This is a genomic window from Candidatus Hydrogenedentota bacterium (assembly GCA_035450225.1).
GTDB lineage: Bacteria > Hydrogenedentota > Hydrogenedentia > Hydrogenedentales > SLHB01 > DSVR01.
On the sequence record DAOTMJ010000004.1, the window covers coordinates 149,478 to 169,691 of the forward strand.

A 20,214-nucleotide genomic window follows, 5' to 3' on the forward strand; every position below is an offset into this window, starting at 1 on the left:
GATCCGTCGGATTCGTCGGATCCGCAATCGTCAATTCTTCAGCCGTTATTCAATTCACGCATCAGAATTTCGTTCACCAATTTGGGATTGGCCTTTCCCTGGGTCGCCTTCATGACTTGGCCCACCAGGAATCCCATCGCCTGTTTTTTGCCGGCCCGGTAATCCGCCACGGGACCGGGATGGGCCGCCACAACACTGTGCACGGCCTTTTCAATGGCGTCCGTATCGCTGATTTGCACTAGCCCCTTTTCCTCGACAAGCGTTTTGGGCGCCTTGCCCGTATCGAACATGGCCGGCAAGAGTTCTTTCGCGATTTTTCCGCTGATCGTTCCCTGTTCGATCAAGGCGATCATCGCGGCCAGATTCACGGCGGACACCGGGCACGCGGCGATATCCGTCTTGTTTTCGACCAGCAACGCCTGCAAATCGCCCATAATCCAATTTGCGGCCTGCTTGGCCGGCGCACCCGAACGCACCACTTCCTCGAAATAGTCCGCCATGGACTTGTTGGCCGTCAATACGCCGGCGTCGTAGGCATTCAATCCGTACTCGGCCTGGAAACGCCCGAACCGCGCTTTCGGCAATTCCGGCATGGCGGAACGTATCCGTTCGACAAAGGCCTCGTCAATCGCGATGGGAACCAAGTCCGGCTCCGGAAAATAGCGGTAGTCGTGCGCCGATTCCTTCGAACGCTGCGACACGGTGATCCCGCGGTCCGCATCCCATCCGCGCGTTTCCTGGACCACCGTTCCTCCACTTTCGATTACCTCGCGCTGACGCGCCACTTCAAATTCGATGGCCTTCTGCGTGCCGCTGAACGAGGCCACGTTTTTGACTTCGGTCTTGACGCCGAATTGTGTCGCTCCGACGGGCCGGATGCTGATGTTGGCCTCAGCCCGCAGCGATCCTTCCTCCATGTTGCAGTCGCTGACGCCCAGATACTGCAGGATCTGCTTGAGCGCCGTCAGGTACGCGTAGGCTTCCTGCGCGCTGCGGATATCCGGTTCCGACACGATTTCCAGCAGGGGCACGCCGCTCCGGTTGAAATCCACCCCGCTCTGTGCGGGGCCGCCGCCTTCGCCGCCAATCGTGTGGACATTGCGCGCCGTGTCCTCTTCGATATGGACCCGCGTAATGCCGATGCGCTTCCGGGAGCCATCCACCTCAATCTCGATGGATCCGTCGTGGCACAACGGCAAGTCGTATTGGCTGATCTGGTAATTCTTGGCGAGGTCCGGGTAGAAATAGTTCTTGCGGTCCATCTTCGACCACTTCGAGATGGTACAGTCGAGCGCCAGCCCGACCGCGACCGCGGATTCGACCACCGCACGATTCATGACCGGCAACACGCCCGGCATGCCCAGGCAGACCGGACAGACATTCGTGTTGGCCGGCGCGTTGAAATGCGTGCTGCAGCCGCAGAACACCTTTGATTTCGTGCTCAGTTCCACGTGCACTTCAAGACCGATTACCGCTTCATAAGCCATGAGTTCTTACCTTGAATGCAAAATGCGGGGAGGGAAACGGGCCCGATCCCGCCGCCGTTCCCTCCTCGCCACCCGGTTTGACCGCTGTCCGTAATCCTTCTTTCATTCCACGTCCAGAATCCGCGGCACCAGAAAATATTCGCCGTCCGTTTTCGGGGCGTTCTTCAACGCCTGCTCGCGATCGAGCGACGGACAAACCGTATCGTCTCGAAACACGTTTGTCATCGGCATCGCGTGCATCGTCGGTTCAACGCCGGACGTGTCCAGTTCGTTCAGTTTGTCCATGTAGGACAGAATGTCGTTCATCTGTTGGATCAGGCGATCCTTCGTGGCCTCATCCGGCGAAAGTTGCGCCAGCGCCGCCACGTGTTCGACATCGTCTCGCGTAATCTTCGGCATTCGTTTCCGATCCTCCCCTGCTTTTTTTCACTCAGGATCGTAACATATACGAAAAAGACTTTCTAATTTTGTTGCCGATCCTTCTCGGCGTTTTTGATGTAACCGATCAACCGCGCGAGTTCGTATGCGTTGGGCGTCGCTTTGTAAACGAGATAGAAGGCTACAATGGGTTCTCGCACCCGTGGCTCGGCATCCGCGAAGGCCAGCCAATTGACGGCGTGGCCGACGTAACCGGGGTCGAGTTTCGGGCTGCCGGTGGTGCTGCCCATGAGAATACCGCCGCCAAGCCGCGCTATGCCGTGGATCACCATCGCGCCCACGCGCCGCAAGTCGTCCGCCGTAAAGATTTGCCCGTCGTGCGCCAGCGCCACCGGCAACGCCATGGTCAGGCCCGCGTGCGAGGCGTCCTCCCCGTTCACGTCTTCGCGGGCGCGCTCCTCCTTCACCGGATCGAGGGGCAACCAGTAACTCCAGTAATAGGCGCCGTCGGGGCTCGCGTACAACCGGTTCTTGATGTAGCGCCCAAGGGCCAGCGCGCGATCGCGGTGGGTGGTATTTCCCGACAATTGCCACGAACGCCACAAGGCCCAGCCCATCGCGCTGAGCCGGTTGCCCGGCAACGGTTTGTTTTCGAGGACGTTTTCCTGGTCCATGCCGATGTAATGGCCCGCGCCCTCCTCGGGCCCGTCGCGCCATTGCCGGTCATGCACGGCCAGCGCGTCTGTAGCGCCTTTCGCGATGGACTGAAATGCCGTGCCGAGTTCCTCCAGAAACGCCGCATGATCCCGCGCAAGCAAGAGAAACTCGAACATGGGCGCGGTGATGATGCCCGTGTGAACCGCGTGGACGGCCCGCCCGCGCTCGGCGAACTTGTCACAACCCCACGCCGCCACGACACGCCCCGTGAACAAGGACTTGCCAATCTTGTCGTCCGTAACCGCCAGCGCAGCCTCGATGCACCGGCGGTTGGCGCGCAGATATTTGGCGTCGCCCGTAGCGCGGTACATGTCGTTCAACGACATCATGCGGTACGACAACCCCCACGCGATGCCGCCGGAATCGTTCGAGATCTTCTGAATGGCCTTGTCGAGATTGCCGCCCATGTAGAGTTCGTCGTACCGGGCCGCCGTCGCGTATTCCCCGAGCGACGACGGCTGAGCCGCCTTCGGAAATTCCTTTTCAAACCGGGCGATATAGTCCTTGTCCGCGGCATCGTCGGCCCATGTAAATCCGGCCCATGCAAATCCGGCCCATGCGAATACCGGAAGCGCAAACCAGAGAAATGATTTCATTGATAATCTCCATTGAGCGATTGCCGCAAATGCCATGGAAGGACTATATCCCGCATGGGGCAAACAGCGCAATGCCCGGAATGCGTTCGCTTGAGCCGACCTTGCGCGTTGCGGTATGGTCTTGCCGAAGGAGAACCGACGCATGATTATGGATGTCTTGTCCCGGTGGAACCATTACTACTGGCTGAACGAGCGGTTCGAGGAGTCGTTTCGTTTTCTCGAAATGCTGGCGCCCGGGACGCCCGACGGCCGGCACGACATTGACGGCGACAATGTTTATTGCATGATTCAATCCTATGAAACCAAATCGCGCGAGGGGCAACAGTTCGAGGCGCACCGCCAGTACGCGGACATCCAGATGGTCCTGGAAGGGGAGGAATCCATTCTATGGGCGCCGGCCGACGGGCTGGAGACCGTCCGTCCGTACGAGCCCGATATCGCGTTTTTCGCGCTGACGCCCACACCCGCCGAACTCGTGCTGACGCCGTCCGTCTTTTGTGTGTTCTTTCCCCAGGACGCGCACGCGCCCTGCCTCCGGCATGGCGGCATAACCCGCGTACGCAAAGCGGTTGTGAAAGTACGTATCTCCTGACCGGCATGTTATCGAGGAGCGCCGATTCGCCATGCGCGGGAAATGGAGATATAAAAACAGGGGGGACAAATAAATGGCACCCGTTTATTTTGTGGACGGATACAACGTGATCCATCACTCGACGCGGTTGCGCCCGCTGGCAATCGAAAGTTTCGAGCAGGCCCGCGACGCCCTCATTGAACACGTGGGGCGGTTTTGCGTGGCCACCGGCCACACGGTCAAGATCATCTTCGACGGGTGCGGCCGCCGCGCCGAACCGGCGCCGCCCCTAAAAGGCATCAAAGGGCTTGAGGTATTGTATTCCCCGGGCCATCAAAGCGCCGACGCGTTGATCGAACGGACCGTCTACCAAACGCCGAACCGGCGCAACGTTATCGTGGTCAGCAGCGACCGGGGCATTCGCGACCTGTGTCGCGGCCTTGGCGCGATGGTCATGGATGCGGACATCTTTCTCGACACCATCGGCGAGTCCGAGTCCGAAACCCGCGCCGCAATGGTTCATCTTCAGCGGGCCGACACGCTGAACCGCATCGAAAACCGCCTCGGCGAAGCCAACGTCTCCCTTCTCGAACAACTGAAGCGGAAGCTCAAAACATAGCGTCTACATGCCCCGATAGCGGCTTGGCGTGGCGATCCACACGGTTCCCGTCCCGGAGGAAAAGAAATACAGCCGCCGCCGTCACGGGAGAAGCGGCACGCGCAATGACGGAAAATATACACGGTCTGCACCCCAATCGCCTGAATTGTTGTTTGCATTTTATGCTTGCCAGAACGGGATTTTCCGGCTATAATAACTATTTGCGCGAAAACGCCGTTTCGGGATCATGGGCGCATATGGACGGTTATCCTGCGCGGTTCCGATGCGTGTTTTGGTGTGAATCACTCGGAAAAGGCGGGAGTTTTCGGGCGTTTTTCGGTGGTTTGGCATCGCGGGAATCCCGCATCGTGATTTCCCGCGGCGGTGAATAGTTTCAGGGGACAAGGAATTTTGGTATGCGGCATACGGCAAGTATGGTCGCGGCGATGGAGGGCATCAGTCGTCCGGCTTTTTTGATCGCCCGCGAACTAGCCAACAACAGCCGTTCAGGATTGACGGTCCGATTCTTGTCGAAGAAACTCGACTTGCCGGAAGAGGAAGTCGAGTATCTGGTGGACATCAATCACAAGTTTCTTTTTACGGACCTGACGAAGATCAAGATCGTTTCCGAGGGTCTGAACGCCGTCGGACGCATTACCGTTGGCCTCGAAAACCACGGCGACATTCCGTCGTTGTTCCGTTACGTCAAACTGCTCGGCCCGCAGGAATTCCGCCATCTCGAAGAATTCCTTGATCTTGAAAGCCCCTGCACGAAAAAGGAACTGGTCGAGTCGCTGGTCGCTCGCGCGTACCAGCACCCGGATTCGGTCATCACCTATGTGGCAACGGGCGGTTTCTCGCATACGGCGCGGGAAGTGTTCGATATCGTCTGGAACTCGAAGGAGGGCGTCATGCCCGTGTCAAAGATACGCGCGGCGCACGGCGGTTCGGAATACGAGGTCGAGCAGGCGCTGTGGGAACTGTTCCGCGGGATGGCCCTGTTCGAGATGTTCCGGTTCGACGCCGAGGACCGTCTGGTGCGCGTGGCGGGGCTGCTCTCGGAAATCCGGCAGTATCGCGAATCACTCGGACACATCGCCGGACAGAAGGCTCGGCCGAAAGCGCATCGCGGCACGCCGGCGTTTGTCGAGTCAAACGGCCTGCGTTTCACCGACATGATTTGCCGGCTTGTGGCGGCGTTGGCGGCGCGGCCCGCGCGGTTGCGCAGCGATGGCGAGTTGTTCCGCGAGGACCGGCGGCGGCTGGCGGACATCTGCCCGGAAGAAACGGAGCCTTCGCTGAACACATGCCTGTGGGCGGCCCAAGGCGTGGGCTGGCTCGCGCGCGTGGACAACGAGCTTCGCGCGGGCGAACTCGAGCCGTTGCTCTCGCTGGGTCCCATCGAGCGCCATCGAATTCTGTGCGACTGGCTGCTTTCGTCGGACACGGAGTCGTGCCCGCGGCGGCTCATTGCCCGTATCATGGAAGAACTCAGGCCCGGCACGTGGTACTCGGTGATCGAGGTGGCGCGGTTTGGGCTGGCCATCCAGTCCGAAGACGATCAGCCGTTGCTGAAATGCGCCGGCGCGCATTGGCATTACGCGAGTCCGGGCGCCTTGTCGCATTCCGAGCGGAGTCTGGTTCATGCGCTCGAAACGGCGCTTGTCTGGCTCGGATTGGTGGACCGCGCCGAAGAGGATGCGGAAAGCGTGTTCATGCTGACGGCGCTGGGCGAGCACATACTGCTCGAACGCCCGCCGGATGGACTCGAGGGCCTGTTTTCACAGCACGACGCGACGATCGTCGTGCAGCCCAATTTCGACGTCGTCGTGCCGACGCAGGACATGGATCCCTTGTTGACCGTGCCGCTTGACCAGTTCGCGGTGCGATCGAGCGTCGGCCAGGCGACCGTCTACCATCTCGAAAAAAACCAATTCACGCGGGCCATCCAGGAAGGACATGACGCGAACGCCTTTGTCGAGTTTTTGATCGCGCACAATCGGGGCGGCGCGCTGCCGTCGAATGTGATGACCACGCTCGAGGATTGGCGCGGCGGCATGAAACGCGTCCGCCTTCGCACGCTGCACGTCGTCGAATCCGACGACGCCCTCGTGCTGGCCGACTTGCTCCATCGCCGGCGTTTCAGGAAATTTCTCTCGCCCGTCGAGTCGCATCGTGTCGCCGTCTATGCGAAGATTGACAAGGCCGAACTCGAAAAACTGCTCGAAAAAGACGGGTTTATCGTTGAATAGGCAGACAACCGGGCTCCGGCTACCGGTCGCGATGGACGATAAATGCCGCCAGGGCACGGAAGGAATCCGCCTCGGATCCAAACGTCCGTAGCGCGTCCAAGGCCTGTTGCACAGCCTCCTCGGCCCGTTGCCGTGCCCGATCCAGGCCCAGAATCGAGGGATAGGTCGCCTTTTCATTGGCGGCGTCGCTGCCGACGGGCTTTCCCATGGCCGCCTCGGAACCGGCGACATCGAGGATGTCATCGGCGATTTGGAAAGCAAGACCGGCGGCCTCGCCATACCGTGTCAAGGCGTCAAGCGTCGGGGCGTTCGATCCGGCGAGCAAGGCGCCGGCCCGCACGGATGCCCGGATGAGCGCGCCGGTTTTCAGCGTATGCGTTTCCCGCAATGCCTCGAAGCCGATGCGATCGCCTTCATGCGCCATATCGAGCATCTGTCCGCCGACCATGCCCCATGCGCCGGCGGCGCAGGCAATCTCCTCGATGACTTGAAGCGCGGCGGCATTTGACGCGGTGTCGTGCGCCAAAACGTGGAAGGCCATCGTAAGCAGGGCGTCCCCCGCCAGGATCGCCGTGGCTTCGCCGGCCACTTTGTGGAGGGTCGGCTTGCCGCGGCGGAAATCATCGTTGTCCATCGCGGGGAGATCGTCGTGAATCAGCGAGTACGTGTGAATCATTTCAAGGGCGCACGCTGCGGGCAGGGCAGGCGCATCGTCGCCGCAAACCATTTCACATGCCCCCAGCGCCAGCGCGGGGCGCAGCCGTTTTCCACCCGCGAACAGGCTATACCGCACGGCTTCGCGCAACGGATCCGGCGCGGCCGTCCACGTGGAAAGATACAATTCGAGCGCCCGATCGGTCCTCTGCGCCTTTTCCGCCAGGAATGCGTTTGCGTCTTCGCCGTTCATTGCACGTTCTCCCTTTCGCTGCCCCATATTACCACCGTGATGCCGCGCGTTGCAGAATCTTGCTTCATGTGCAGGGCGCGCATAGACTGAAAGCGGGAGGATACGTGAAAATGTCTCTCTTGCGAAGGGTGTGTGCATTGCTGTTGGCCGTCTGTTGCGCGTGTTTTCCGTCGGCCGCGGCGAACCAATCAACCAGCGAGGTTCCCATGACGACGAAATCGAAGTTGCTGCCCCTTGCCTTTCATCCATTGCCGTTGGGCGCGGTGCGTCCGCAGGGCTGGCTTCTGAATCAATTGCGGATTCAGGCCGGAGGCCTCTCCGGGCATTTGGACGAGTTCTGGCCGGATATCAAGGACAGCGGATGGATCGGCGGCGGCGCGGAAGGATGGGAACGCGGTCCCTATTGGCTCGACGGGGTTGTGCCGCTGGCGTACCTGCTCGATGACGAATCGCTGAAAGCCAAAGTCGCGCGGTGGATGGATTACATCCTGTCGCACCAAATGGACGATGGATGGCTCGGTCCGTTGACCAGCAAGGGATATCAACCAAAGGATCCGTGGCCGACTTTCGTCGTATTGAAGGCGATGACGCAATATTTCGAGGCCACGAACGACCCGCGCGTCATTCCGGCCATGCGGAAGAATGCGGCGTGCCTCGCGGATCTCTTGAAGAAACAACCGTTGTTCGTCTGGGGACAGAGCCGTTGGATGGACCTTGTGCTGAGTTTGCATTGGCTTTACGATCGGACCGGAGACGACAAACTCCTCAAGCTGGCCGCCTTGGCCAGGGAACAGGGCTATGACTGGCGGACCCATTTCGAAGACTTCAAATTTCCGGAGCGCGTCCCGACGGAAAAGTGCACGTTGATCACGCACGTGGTCAACAACGCCATGGCGGTGAAGGCGGGCGTCGTGTGGTATCGCCAGTCGCGCGATGCCGCCGACCGCGATTCGGCATATCGCGCGATGGAGATGCTCGATCAATATCACGGGCAGGTGACCGGCATCTTTTCGGGCGACGAACATTACGCGGGCAAGAATCCCTCGCAAGGTTCGGAGTTGTGCAGCGTGGTCGAGTACATGTTCTCGCTGGAGAATCTGCTGGCAATTCTGGGCGATCCGGCGTTCGGCGATCGTCTGGAACGCATCGCGTTCAACGCGTTGCCGGGAACGTTTTCGGGCGACATGTGGACCCATCAATACGATCAGCAGGCGAACCAGGTCGTGTGCCGTGTCTCCGAGGATCGCGTGTTCGCGACGAACGGCGCGCACGCCAACACCTTCGGCCTCGAGCCGAATTACGGTTGCTGCACGGCGAACCTGAGCCAGGGCTGGCCGAAATTCGCGGCGCATCTCTGGATGCGATCGCCGGACGGTGGTCTTGCCGCCATGGCCTACGCGCCCTGCACCGTGAGGACGGAACAGGCGGAAATCGGGGTCCGCACGGAATACCCGTTTCGCGACACGGTCGCCATTGCTGTACGGGCGGAAGGGCGTTTTCCTCTCCATTTGCGCATCCCCGCATGGGCCGAAGGCGCGACGGTTGTCGTCGGAAACGATGCGCCCGCGCCCGCGCAACCCGGCACATTCCACGTCGTTGAGCGGACATGGAGCGGCGAGACCATCCTCTCATTGCATTTCCCGATGAAGGCGCGCGTCGAACGGCGCTTCAACGACAGTGTCTCGATTCTGCGCGGACCGATCGTGTATTCATTGAAGATTGGCGAGTACTGGAAGAAGATCGCGGGCGAAGAGCCGCACGCGGACTACGAGGCTTATCCGACAACGACGTGGAACTACGGACTTATCCTCGACACGTCGAATCCGGACGCCTCGATCCAATTCGAAGATGCGCCCGTCGGCGAATGCCCGTTTTCGCCCGAAGGCGCGCCCGTCCGGGCCACCGTAAAAGGCCGCATGATTCCGGAATGGATCATCGAACACAGCGCGGCCGGCCCCGTGCCGAAAAGTCCCGTTGCAAGCAACCAACCCGTGGTTGACCTCACGCTAATTCCCTACGGCAGCGCGAAATTGCGCGTAAGCGAATTCCCCCTGTTGATCGAAGAGGCGGAGCAGTAAACGCCGGGCGCCTATTTTCCGTAGAACCAGTCAATGCCGATGCGCGCTACGTGCAGCCCGTCGCGTTGATGGTAGCTGATGAGCGCGAGATCTTCGACGAACATCAGGCTCGGATAGCCGTAATCGTCTTCGGGATCGCCCGCGATCACGCGCTCGTCCGTCCACGTCGCGCCGTCGTCCTTCGACAACACGCTCACGAAGGGCGTGCGGCGGTGCGGCGGTTCCTTCGGTCCGTCGCTGCTGCGCACGAGCAACAAGTCGCCCGTCGCCGGAATACGCTGGACGTTGAGCGCCGAACTGTTCGGCGGGAGACGGAGTTCCTTGACGGCCTCGCCTTTCGACCACGTCTTGCCGTAATCGGCCGAATAGGCGCGGGCCACGTAGCCGCTGTATGTCCGCATGAGCATCATGACGCGCCCATCCTTCAATTCGACCCCATGGGCCTCCTGCGCTTCGACGGGCAGCATGTCCACCACGTTGTCGCTGGAATGCCAGCTATAGCCGTCGTCGTCCGAATAGAACGTGTAGGCGACATAACCGGCGTGATCGTCGCTCGATGTGCCTTGGCGGTATTCCAGCGGGGCCAGAATCCGGCCCGTGGACAACTGCACGAGTTTGTCGTTGTGCATGATGTGATAGCCGGGCTTCGGCGTGACAATCAGTTGATCGCCCCACGTCTGCCCGTCGTCGTCGCTCCGGCGATAGTAGTTGTGGCCGAACAAGGGATCCGAACCGGATGCGTAGATGTACGACAGCAACAAGTCGCCGTTTTTCAGCCGTAACAGGCTCGGATGGCAATAGCGCCCGCGCGTACCCGGTTTCGGACGCTCGACAAGAACGAATTCGTCGCCCCACGTTGCGCCCTTGTCGGGCGAGGTTCGCGCGGCAATCGAACCGTCCGCGTGGCCGTCCGGCAGGATACGCGTGTAACACAGCAGGATGCGCCCGTCCTTGAGCGCAATCATCGAACCCGGCATCCCGCGATAGCCGTAGACGCCCTTGGGCAAGGGCACGACATGCACGTCCTCGAACGTCGCCGCCGCGGCGCAGGCGGCAGTGTAAAACGCAGCCATTGAAATTACGCACTTTTTCCACATGATCGTTCGATCCTTCCCGAAACAACCTGTAACTTTTTGGCAAAAATCAACGTGCGAACGATGGCGATGCCCATACAGACGACAAGCGGCCCGGCGCCCAGGATCGCCGCCACGGAATCTTCCAGTCCGTCCATGGGCAGAAAAATCTTGATCGCACCCGTGACGATGAGGGGCAGCGACCACAGGATAAGCTGCCGTCCCCCGTATTCGTTGATGGAAAACCAGCATTCGTCGGATTGAAATGATTTGCGAAGACGAAATCCGTACCAGCGATTCATGGGAATCTTGCGGTAGACCAGCGGCACGGACAACAGGATAAACAGCAACGCGCAGCCGATATCCGTGAATCCGTGGACCCAGTGTGGTGTCATGGCCAATTGTCCCGATTATCCGCGACGAAAACGGAAACGCCCGGTTTCATCGCGCGAGCAAAATCAGCCCCAGGACGACGAGCCCGGTGCCCGCAATCTTCTGCCATGCCAGCGTTTCTCCCAGCAACAGCGCCGAAGCGATCATCACGATGACGAATGCAAGACTCATAAACGGATACGAATAACTGATTTCGAAGCGGCTCATGGAAGCCGTCCAACAAACGCCGCCGACAAAAACGACGGCCACCCCCAGCCATGGCCACGGACTGAAAAAGACCTTGAAAACGAACAAGACCTTGCCGAACAGTTCTTCCGGCGGAATGCCCGCGCGGTTTACCGCCCATTTGACGATCAACTGCGCCGCGGCGGCGGAACATACGCCCGCCAGAATCAATACATGTCCAAACCAGTCGAATCCCGCCACTGCCGGCATGCCGTTTCTCCTTGTCGCGCGGCCGGGGCGTCCGGCCGCATATGAATCCTCATTATGCTCAGCGGGACATTCCCCCTGTCAAGCCCCGTGTGTAATCGGGAGGGCCGGCGTTCCTGCCGACCGGCATGTATACAAATATCCGCACCGGTCAACACGAAACGGCGCGCGGGGACACGCACCCTCCCAAACATCCAGCGCCTCGTGATACGGCATGAAACGCACCCGGCCGCATCCTGCGAACGGTGCACGGTCAAGCGTGTGGGCAAATTGACATCGGCGCACCCAATCCATAGAATCTCGCCCATTGTGGCATTGAATTGCGGCGCAGGGTAGAAGAGGGCGTGATCGTGAATATGGCGGATTCGCCGGTGTTGTGGCCGGCCGTCTTGTATTTTGCGGCGGTTTTGTCCGTTGCGGCGGGCATGCTGGGCATCTCCTTCGTGCTTGGGCAGCGGCACAACGAACGCGCGACAGGCCTTCCATACGAATCCGGCGTCAACACGACGGGATCGGCGCGCGCGCGGGTCGCCTCGGATTTCTTCCGCGTCGCGATTTTCTTCGTCGTGTTCGATCTGGAAGCCGTTTTCATCTACGCGTGGGCGACGTCGGTCAAGGCGCTGGGCTGGGTGGGTTACATTGAAATCCTCGTTTTTACCTCCGTTTTGTTGGCGGCGCTGGTTTATCTCTGGCGCGAGAAGGCATTGGAACTCGGAGCGCCCCGCGAATGAAACTTCTGGCAAACGGATTTGCGGATAATCCCCTGCTGAAGACGCTTCACGACAACATCGTGTTCGCTCGATTGCAGGACTTGCTCGCGTGGGGCCGAAAGAATTCGCTGTGGCCCTTCGGCTTCGGCCTCTCCTGTTGTTTCGTCGAGATGGCCACGAGCCTGACCAGCCGGTTCGACATTGCGCGGTTCGGCGCGGAAGTCCTGCGCGGCACGCCGCGCGAGGCGGACGTCATGGTCGTGGCCGGCACGCCGTTTATCAAGATGGCGCCCATCATCAAGCGGCTTTACGAGCAGATGATGGAGCCGCGCTGGGTGATTTCAATGGGTTCATGCGCCAATTCCGGCGGCATGTTCGATATCTACAGCGTCGTGCAGGGCGTGGACAAGATTTTGCCGGTTGACGTGTACATTCCGGGATGTCCGCCGCGCCCCGAAGCTTTCATGCAGGGACTATTGCTGCTGCGGGACGCGGTTGGACGCGAGAAACGTCCGCTGAGCTGGGTCGTGGGCCCGCAGGAGGTCATCCGCGGCGAGCGTCCCTGCCAGCGCGATTTGAAACAGGCGGAACGCAGCAAGGCGACAACGCTGCGGCCCATGGATGAGATACGGTAAAACAGGCCAAGTATCGTGACGGTTATTTCGGAGTTGAGAGCGCGTCTGGGCGACGCCGTCGGCGTGGAGGAATCCACGCGCGACGGCATACCCACCGTATGGGTGGAGCCCGGGCGTATCGCCGAGGTCATGCGCCACCTCAAGCCGGCCTACCCTATGCTGTTCGACCTGTATGGCGTGGACGAGCGGACGCGCGTTCATCGCGACGGTCTCCCGCCCGCCGATTTCACGGTGGTTTACCAGTTGAGCTCGTTCGGTCAAGACGGGGATTTGCGCGTAAAGGCGGCCCTGCAGGGCGAATCCCCGTCCCTGCCGACCATTTCCGGCGTCTGGCCGTGCGCCAACTGGTATGAGCGCGAGGCATGGGACTTGTGCGGCATCCGTTTCGACGGACACCCGAACCTCCGCCGCATCCTGATGCCGCCGACGTGGCAGGGGCATCCTTTGCGCAAGGATCATCCCGCCCGCGCCACGGAAATCGAACCGTATCAGTTGAGCATGGCCAAGGAAGACGCCGAGCACGACGCGCTCACCTTCCGCCCCGAAGAATACGGCATGGCATCGGGCCGCAACGACACCGATTTTCTTTTCCTGAACCTCGGACCGCAGCATCCCGGCACGCACGGCCTTTTGCGCGTGATCCTGCAACTTGACGGCGAAAACATCGTGGACGCCGTGCCCGACATCGGCTACCATCATCGCGGCGCGGAAAAGATGGGCGAGCGCCAGTCCTGGCATTCGTATATTCCGTACACGGACCGCATTGACTATCTCGGCGGCGTGATGAACAATCTGCCGTACGTGATGGCGGTCGAGAAACTGGCCGGCATCGAGGTTCCCGATCGCGCAAAGGTCATTCGGATCATGATGGCCGAGTTGTTCCGCGTAATCAGCCATCTCGTCTGGTACGGCACCTTCGCGCAGGACCTCGGCGCAATGTCGCCCGTGTTTTACATGTTCAACGACCGTGAACGCGCGTTCGGCATCGTCGAGGCCATCTGCGGCGGCCGCATGCACCCCAGTTGGTTCCGCATCGGCGGCACGGCGCACGACCTGCCGCACGGCTGGGACGGCCTAATCCGCGATTTCCTGCACTATCTGCCGAAACGCATTGACGATTACGACAAGGCGCTGATGAAGAATCACATTTTCCGCGGGCGAACCGTCGGCGTCGGCGTATTCACGAAGGAGCAAGCCATCGAATGGGGCGTGACCGGCCCCGGATTGCGCGCCACAGGTTTCGCGTGGGACTTGCGCAAGGCGCGGCCCTACGCGGGCTACGACCAGTTCGAGTTCGAGGTGCCCACGGGCCATCGCGGCGACTGCTTCGACCGCGCCGCGGTCCATGTCGAGGAAATCCGGCAGAGCCTGCGCATCATCGAGCAATGCATGAACAACATGCCCGAGGGACCGTACAAGTCCGATCACCCGCTGGCCACGCCGCCGCGCAAGGAACGGACGATGCGCGACATCGAAACGCTGATTACCCATTTCCTCGGTGTAAGCTGGGGTCCGGTGATTCCGCCGGGCGAGGCTTCGGCGACCGTCGAGGCAAGCAAGGGACAAAATGCCTATTCGCTGATCAGCGATGGCAATACGGTTTCCTACCGAACCCGAATACGGACGCCGTCATTCCCCCACATGCAGATGCTGCCCGTGATTTGCCGGAACCACAAGGTCTCGGACCTGCTGGCGATCCTGGGCGCGATGGATTATGTATTGGCCGATTTGGACAGATGATGGACGAAGCACTCAAGGCACATATCGAAGCCGAGGCGCGGTTGTATGAACGGCGCAGCGCGGCCTGCATCGAGGCGCTGAAACTCGTTCAGCGGCGGAACGGATGGGTTGACGATGAAAACATCCGCGAAATCGCGGCGTTGCTCGACATGACGCCCGACGAAGTGGACAGCGTCGCGACGTTCTACAACCTCGTGTGCCGGCGACCGACCGGACGGCATCTTATCCGAATCTGCACCAGTGTGTCGTGTTGGACGCTCGGTTGCGAATCGCTAATCGCGCAACTCGGAATAAAACCGGGCGAGACGACCGCCGACGGACGCTTCACGCTGCTGGCGAATCAGTGCCTCGGCGCGTGCGATCATGGGCCCGTGCTGATGATTGACGACGATCTGCACCGCGATGTTACCCCGGAAAGACTGGGTGAGATTCTGGCAAAATATGAATAGGATGAGGACGTGATTGACCGCCCGTTGACAAAGAACATTCGGCCCGACGGACCGCTGGGCCTTGCGGCCTATGAGCGCGCCGGCGGGTACGAAGCCGTGCGGCTGGCGCTGAAGACGCTGACGCCGCAGGAGGTCACCCAGCGCGTCAAGGACGCCAATCTGCGCGGTCGCGGCGGGGCGGGCTTTCCCACGGGCGTCAAATGGAGCCTTGTTCCGATGGGGCCGGATGCGCCGCGCCCGAAATATCTCGTCGTGAACGGCGATGAAATGGAACCGGGCACGTTCAAGGATCGTCTCCTGTTGGAGGGCGATCCGCATTTGCTTGTCGAGGGAGTCATCCTGGCCGCATACGCGATACAGGCGGAAGTGGCGTACGTGTTCTTGCGGGGCGAGTATCTCGTGGCGCAGGAACGCGTCCAGCGCGCAATCGAAGAGGCCCGCGCGGCAGGCTACATCGGCGAAAACATTCTGGGCACGGGCTATGATCTCGACGTGCATGTTCACATGAGCGCGGGGCGCTATATTTGCGGCGAGGAAACGGCCCTGATCAACGCGCTCGAAGGCAAACGCGGCAATCCGCGGGCGAAACCGCCGTTCCCGCAGATCAGCGGCCTTTGGGGCAAACCGACCATCGTCAACAACGTCGAAACGCTTTGCAATCTGCCGAACATCATCGTACACGGCGCGGACTGGTTCAAGGGCCTCAGCCGCACGGACAACGGCGGCACGAAATTGTACGGCGTCAGCGGAAAGGCGAAACGCCCGGGCGTGTGGGAACTGCCCATGGGCACAACCGTCCGCGAAATCATCGAGGATCACGCGGGCGGCATGCGCGACGGTTGCGCCCTGCGCGGGATCATTCCAGGCGGCGCCTCGACGGATTTCCTCCTGCCGGAGCATCTCGATTTACAGATGGATTTCGACACGGTCCAGCAGGCCGGTTCGCGTCTCGGCACGGGCACGATGATCCTGCTCGACGATCAGACGTGTCCGGTCGGGTTCATTCTGAGCCTGATCCGTTTCTTTGCGCACGAGTCCTGCGGTTGGTGCACCCCGTGCCGCGAAGGGCTGCCGTGGGTCGAAAAGACCCTGCAGGCCATCGAGGACGGCCAAGGGAACGTGGACGATTTGGCCATCCTGGACCATCACGTGAAATATCTTGGGCCGGGTCTGACGTTTTGCGCATTGGCACCCGGTGCGGTAGCGCCTTTGGGCAGCGGTCTGCGATACTTCCGCGAAGATTTCGAAAAACATATTGCCGACAAGGAATGTCCCTGGAAACGAACGAACCGAACGGAAAAGGGATGAAGGATGAACGACGCGCCTATCGCCTTCAACCTTCAACCTAACGCGGCTCAGCCGCAATGCCTCAATCAAGGATATGATTTCTTTGTCCGCAACTTCTGTGTGCCATGCACAGAAGTTGCGGACAAAGGTACTAACACATGGCCACAATTTATATAGAAAATAAAGCGCATGAAGTGAAGGATGGGCAGAACCTGCTCCAGGCATGCCTGTCGCTGGGGTATGATATCCCGTATTTCTGCTGGCATCCCGCCCTGCACTCGGTCGGGGCGTGCCGGCAGTGCGCCGTCAAACAGTTCCTCAACGAAAAAGACACCCACGGCAAGATCGTCATGGCCTGCATGACGCCCGTGACCGACGGCATGCGCATTTCAATCAACGATCCCGAAGCCCGCGCCTTCCGCAAGAACGTCGTCGAATGGCTCATGACGAATCATCCGCACGACTGTCCCGTATGCGACGAGGGCGGCGAGTGTCATTTGCAGGACATGACGGTCATGGCGGGGCATGACTACCGCCGGTTCCGTTTCGCCAAGCGCACGCACAACAACCAGGATCTCGGCCCGTTCATCCATCACGAGATGAACCGGTGCATCCAATGTTACCGCTGCGTGCGGTTTTATCGGGACTATGCCGGCGGGCGCGACTTCAACGTGTTCGGATCGCACGACCGCGTTTATTTCGGCCGTTACGAGGAAGGCGCGCTCGAAAACGAGTTCAGCGGCAATCTCGTGGAGGTCTGCCCGACGGGCGTGTTCACGGACAAGGTGTTCAAGCAGCATCACACGCGTCCGTGGGATCTCCAATGCGCCCCGTCGGTCTGCGTGCATTGCGCGGTCGGCTGCAACACGACGCCCGGCGAGCGCTACGGCACGCTGCGGCGCATTCGAAATCGCTACCACGGCCACATCAACGGCTACTTTCTTTGTGATCGCGGGCGTTACGGTTTCGATTTTGTGAATGCCGAAAGCCGAATCCGCAAACCACGCATCGGCGGGACCGAAGTGAGCGCCCGTCAGGCGCTCGATCGCCTCCGTGAAATCATGGCCGATCCGGAGACGCGCGCCGTCGGCATCGGATCCCCGCGCGCGTCCGTCGAGTCGAATGCGGCATTGCGGGTGCTTGTCGGTCCGGAAAATTTCTATTCGGGCATGGGAAGCCGCGAACTCGGACTCGTGCGCGAAATCGTGAACATTCTGCGGGGCGGCCATGGCCGCATTGCCTCGTTGCGCGACATCGAGGAAAGCGACGCGGCGTTCGTGCTGGGTGAAGACGTGACGCAGACCGCGCCACGGGCTGCGCTGGCCCTGCGGCAGTTGTCGCGCAGGCAGCCGATGCGCGCCTCGGACAAACTGGGCATCCCGCGCTGGAACGACGCCGCCGTGCGGGAAGTCGTGCAGGACGCCAAGGGCCCCCTGTTCATCGCCACGCCGTTCAAGACGAAACTGGACGACGCGGCGCGCGAGGCGCATCGCACCGCGCCCGAAGACATCGCGCGCCTGGGCTTCGACGTCGCGCGGGCCATCGCATCGGGCGGCGCGGACGAATCGCCGGCCGGGCGGATCGCCCATGCGATGTTGCACGCCGAACATCCGGTCGTCTGTTCGGGCAGCGGCTGTGGAAGCATGGAAATATTGCATGCGTCGGCGAACATCGCGCGGGCGTTGCGGCAAGCGGGCAAGGATGTTTCGCTTGCCTTGTTCCCGCTTGAATGCAACGACATGGGCGCGGCCATGATGGACGGCGGCGCGATCGAAACAGCCGCCGAACGCATCCGCGACGGCAGCGCGAACACCGTCGTCATTCTGGAGAACGATCCATATCGCCGCGCAACGCGGGACGTCGTTGACGGCATGCTGGGCGGCGCGAAACACGTGATCGTTCTTGATCACACGACGCATGAAGCCGCGGCCCGCGCGGAACTCGTGCTGCCGGCGGCGGCCTTTGCGGAATCGCACGGGATTTTCGTCAATCACGAGGGCCGCGCACAGCGTTTCATGCGCGTCTTCGCGCCCGGCGAAGATATTCGCGACAGTTGGCGGTGGCTGTGCGACGCCGCCTCGGCGTTGGGCCGGATCGCCCCGGAAGATGCCGCATGCCTGGACGCGTTCCATGCCCACATCGAAAAGAGCATGTCCGCATTCGTGGGTATTTTGGACACGGCCCCGCTGGCGGGCGCAAGATTCAAGGGCATGCGCATTCCGCGCGAATCGCACCGTTACAGCGGCCGCACCTCGATGAACGCGCATCTGGCCGTGAGCGAGAAGCAACCGCCGGATGATCCCGACAGTCCGCTGTCGCATTCGATGGAAGGCTACACCGGACCTGTTCCGCCGTCCGCCTTCGCATTGCCGTGGGCGCCCGGATGGAATTCGGCACAGTCGTACAACAAGTTCCAGGATGAAGTGGGCGGCGAGATGCACGGCGGCGATCCGGGCGTCCGGTTGATAAAGCCGGCGGATTCGGCGCCGGAAGCGTTCGCGGACACGGTCGCGCCGTTCAAGCCCGAAAAAGGCCGCTGGCGGATCATACCGGTCCGTCGCCTATTCGGTTCAGACGAACTCGGCGCCTTGTCGCCGGCGATCGCGTCGCGCACCCACGCGCCGTGCCTTATGTTGAATGAAAAGGATGCCGCGGCGATCGGCGGCAGGGCTTCCGTGCGCATCGGCGGCATATCCGGCGCATACGATGTCGCCGTGGACGCTTCCCTTCCGGACGGCGTCGCGGGCCTGTGCGTTGGATGGCCGGGGCAGAACGTCCTGCCGTTGCCGGCATGGGCCGAAATCGAGGCCGGAGGGGACCTGTCATGATGCAGACGATTGCCCCGCTCATTTGGCCCCTGACCGTCGTCGTGGGTGTCCTGTTCGTCGTGTTGAATTCAGCGGCGCTCCTCATTTGGCTCGAACGCCGGTTGCTGGCCTTGTGGCAGGACCGCTACGGCCCGAACCGTGTCGGTCCGTTCGGCCTGCTCCAGCCCGTCGCCGACATGGTCAAGATTTTCACGAAGGAAGACTGGGTGCCGCCCTTCGCGGACAAGGCCACCTTCGTAATCGCCCCCGCGATTATCGTCGTCACGGTCCTGATGTCTTTCATCGTGATCCCGTTCGCGCCCGGCGTATGGGTGGCCGATCTGAACATCGGCATCCTGTTCGTGCTGGCCATGTCGTCGCTCGGCGCGTACAGCATCGCCCTCGCGGGCTGGGCCTCGAACAACAAGTACGCGTTGCTGGGCGGCCTTCGCGCGGTGGCGCAGATGCTGAGTTACGAAGTCTTCATGGGCCTTTCCATCATGGGCGTGGTCGCCCTGACCGGCTCGTTCAGCCTGCGCGCGATTGTCGAGGCCCAGCAGGGCCTGTGGTTTGTCGTTCCGCAATTCCTTGGATTCGTCGTGTTCGCCATCGCGGGCCTTGCCGAAACCCACCGGATTCCCTTCGATCTGCCCGAAGCCGAAAGCGAACTGATCGCCGGCTTCCATTCCGAGTATTCCGGCATGAAATTCGGCATGTTCTTCGTCGGCGAGTACCTCGGCATCACGCTGATTTCCGCGTTGATCGTGGCATTGTTTTTCGGCGGATGGCACGGACCGGTTCTGCCGCCCGTGGTATGGTTCGCGGGCAAGACCTTCCTCTTCATTTGCGGATTCATCTTGTTGCGCGCGGCCTTGCCGCGTTTTCGATACGACCAGTTGATGGCGCTGGGCTGGAAAGTTATGCTTCCGCTCTCGCTCGTGAACCTGATGGCGACCGGCGCATGGATACTGATACGCGGCTGAGTACCTTTAATGATGACGGGTTTGATTTCTGACAAGTCCCGAAGGGACGGCATGAGAGTAGCCCAGTAATGATGACGGGTTTGATTTCTGACAAGTCCCGAAGGGACGGCATGAGAGTAGC

18 protein-coding genes are annotated in these 20,214 nt (G+C 61.0%); 11 read left to right on the plus strand and 7 right to left on the minus strand.

Annotated elements, in window-relative coordinates:
• Nucleotides 1-38: 38 nt before the first annotated feature.
• The 3 genes from gatB to P5540_04590 form a co-directional block, all read right to left on the minus strand.
• The gene (gene gatB / locus P5540_04580; protein HRT64082.1) at nt 39-1,487 is read right to left on the minus strand and encodes an Asp-tRNA(Asn)/Glu-tRNA(Gln) amidotransferase subunit GatB; all 1,449 of its coding nucleotides are present in this window, start codon (nt 1,485-1,487) and stop codon (nt 39-41) included.
• A gap of 102 nt (nt 1,488-1,589) precedes the next feature.
• Entirely contained in the window at nt 1,590-1,886 is a 297-nt protein-coding gene (gene gatC / locus P5540_04585) for an Asp-tRNA(Asn)/Glu-tRNA(Gln) amidotransferase subunit GatC (GenBank protein ID HRT64083.1), read from the minus strand.
• Between the two features lie 62 nt (nt 1,887-1,948).
• A complete protein-coding gene (locus tag P5540_04590) occupies nt 1,949-3,178 on the minus strand; it encodes a hypothetical protein (GenBank protein HRT64084.1) in 1,230 nt (409 codons plus the stop codon).
• 142 nt (nt 3,179-3,320) lie between these two features.
• On the opposite strand from P5540_04590, the gene P5540_04595 reads away from it, so the two are divergent.
• The 3 genes from P5540_04595 to P5540_04605 all read left to right on the plus strand — a co-directional run bounded on the left by P5540_04595 (nt 3,321) and on the right by P5540_04605 (nt 6,599).
• Nucleotides 3,321-3,770, plus strand: coding sequence for a YhcH/YjgK/YiaL family protein (locus tag P5540_04595; protein HRT64085.1), 450 nt, complete (start codon nt 3,321-3,323; stop codon nt 3,768-3,770).
• Between the two features lie 73 nt (nt 3,771-3,843).
• Nucleotides 3,844-4,368 (plus strand): NYN domain-containing protein, encoded by a 525-nt coding sequence (locus tag P5540_04600; GenBank protein ID HRT64086.1) that lies wholly within the window; start codon nt 3,844-3,846, stop codon nt 4,366-4,368.
• A 395-nt stretch (nt 4,369-4,763) separates the two neighbouring features.
• Nucleotides 4,764-6,599: a helicase-associated domain-containing protein gene (locus tag P5540_04605; protein HRT64087.1), complete on the plus strand. Its 1,836-nt coding sequence runs from the start codon at nt 4,764-4,766 to the stop codon at nt 6,597-6,599.
• Nucleotides 6,600-6,618: 19 nt separating this feature from the next.
• Here P5540_04605 and P5540_04610 read toward each other — a convergent pair whose 3' ends face one another.
• The gene (locus P5540_04610) at nt 6,619-7,506 is read right to left on the minus strand and encodes a polyprenyl synthetase family protein (protein ID HRT64088.1); all 888 of its coding nucleotides are present in this window, start codon (nt 7,504-7,506) and stop codon (nt 6,619-6,621) included.
• A 206-nt stretch (nt 7,507-7,712) separates the two neighbouring features.
• On the opposite strand from P5540_04610, the gene P5540_04615 reads away from it, so the two are divergent.
• Nucleotides 7,713-9,584 (plus strand): glycoside hydrolase family 127 protein, encoded by a 1,872-nt coding sequence (locus P5540_04615; GenBank protein HRT64089.1) that lies wholly within the window; start codon nt 7,713-7,715, stop codon nt 9,582-9,584.
• A gap of 11 nt (nt 9,585-9,595) precedes the next feature.
• Here the strand turns inward: P5540_04615 and P5540_04620 are convergent, their stop codons facing one another.
• Genes P5540_04620 through P5540_04630 form a run of 3 tightly spaced genes read right to left on the minus strand, consistent with a single transcriptional unit; the run spans nt 9,596 to nt 11,485 of the window.
• Nucleotides 9,596-10,681: a sialidase family protein gene (locus P5540_04620; protein ID HRT64090.1), complete on the minus strand. Its 1,086-nt coding sequence runs from the start codon at nt 10,679-10,681 to the stop codon at nt 9,596-9,598.
• Nucleotides 10,663-11,052, minus strand: coding sequence for an SdpI family protein (locus P5540_04625; protein ID HRT64091.1), 390 nt, complete (start codon nt 11,050-11,052; stop codon nt 10,663-10,665). Before P5540_04625 ends, P5540_04620 begins: the two co-directional genes overlap by 19 nt.
• A gap of 46 nt (nt 11,053-11,098) precedes the next feature.
• Entirely contained in the window at nt 11,099-11,485 is a 387-nt protein-coding gene (locus P5540_04630) for a hypothetical protein (GenBank protein ID HRT64092.1), read from the minus strand.
• Nucleotides 11,486-11,838: 353 nt separating this feature from the next.
• Between P5540_04630 and P5540_04635 the strand changes: the two genes are divergently transcribed.
• The 7 genes from P5540_04635 to nuoH all read left to right on the plus strand — a co-directional run bounded on the left by P5540_04635 (nt 11,839) and on the right by nuoH (nt 20,093).
• On the plus strand, nt 11,839-12,213 hold the full coding sequence (locus P5540_04635; GenBank protein ID HRT64093.1) for an NADH-quinone oxidoreductase subunit A: 375 nt from the start codon (nt 11,839-11,841) through the stop codon (nt 12,211-12,213).
• On the plus strand, nt 12,210-12,827 hold the full coding sequence (gene nuoB / locus P5540_04640) for an NADH-quinone oxidoreductase subunit NuoB (GenBank protein HRT64094.1): 618 nt from the start codon (nt 12,210-12,212) through the stop codon (nt 12,825-12,827). The genes P5540_04635 and nuoB overlap by 4 nt, the downstream gene beginning before the upstream one ends.
• 12 nt (nt 12,828-12,839) lie before the next feature.
• Complete coding sequence (gene nuoC, locus P5540_04645) at nt 12,840-14,567, plus strand: NADH-quinone oxidoreductase subunit C/D (protein ID HRT64095.1); 1,728 nt, start codon at nt 12,840-12,842, stop codon at nt 14,565-14,567.
• Nucleotides 14,564-15,016 carry an NADH-quinone oxidoreductase subunit NuoE gene (gene nuoE, locus P5540_04650; GenBank protein HRT64096.1) on the plus strand — a complete coding sequence of 151 codons (453 nt, stop codon included), beginning with the start codon at nt 14,564-14,566 and terminating at the stop codon, nt 15,014-15,016. Before nuoC ends, nuoE begins: the two co-directional genes overlap by 4 nt.
• Before the next feature lie 12 nt (nt 15,017-15,028).
• Entirely contained in the window at nt 15,029-16,324 is a 1,296-nt protein-coding gene (nuoF, locus tag P5540_04655) for an NADH-quinone oxidoreductase subunit NuoF (GenBank protein HRT64097.1), read from the plus strand.
• Between the two features lie 137 nt (nt 16,325-16,461).
• Nucleotides 16,462-19,131, plus strand: coding sequence for an NADH-quinone oxidoreductase subunit NuoG (gene nuoG / locus P5540_04660; protein ID HRT64098.1), 2,670 nt, complete (start codon nt 16,462-16,464; stop codon nt 19,129-19,131).
• Entirely contained in the window at nt 19,131-20,093 is a 963-nt protein-coding gene (nuoH, locus tag P5540_04665; GenBank protein ID HRT64099.1) for an NADH-quinone oxidoreductase subunit NuoH, read from the plus strand. The genes nuoG and nuoH overlap by 1 nt, the downstream gene beginning before the upstream one ends.
• The last annotated feature ends 121 nt before the right edge of the window (nt 20,094-20,214 follow it).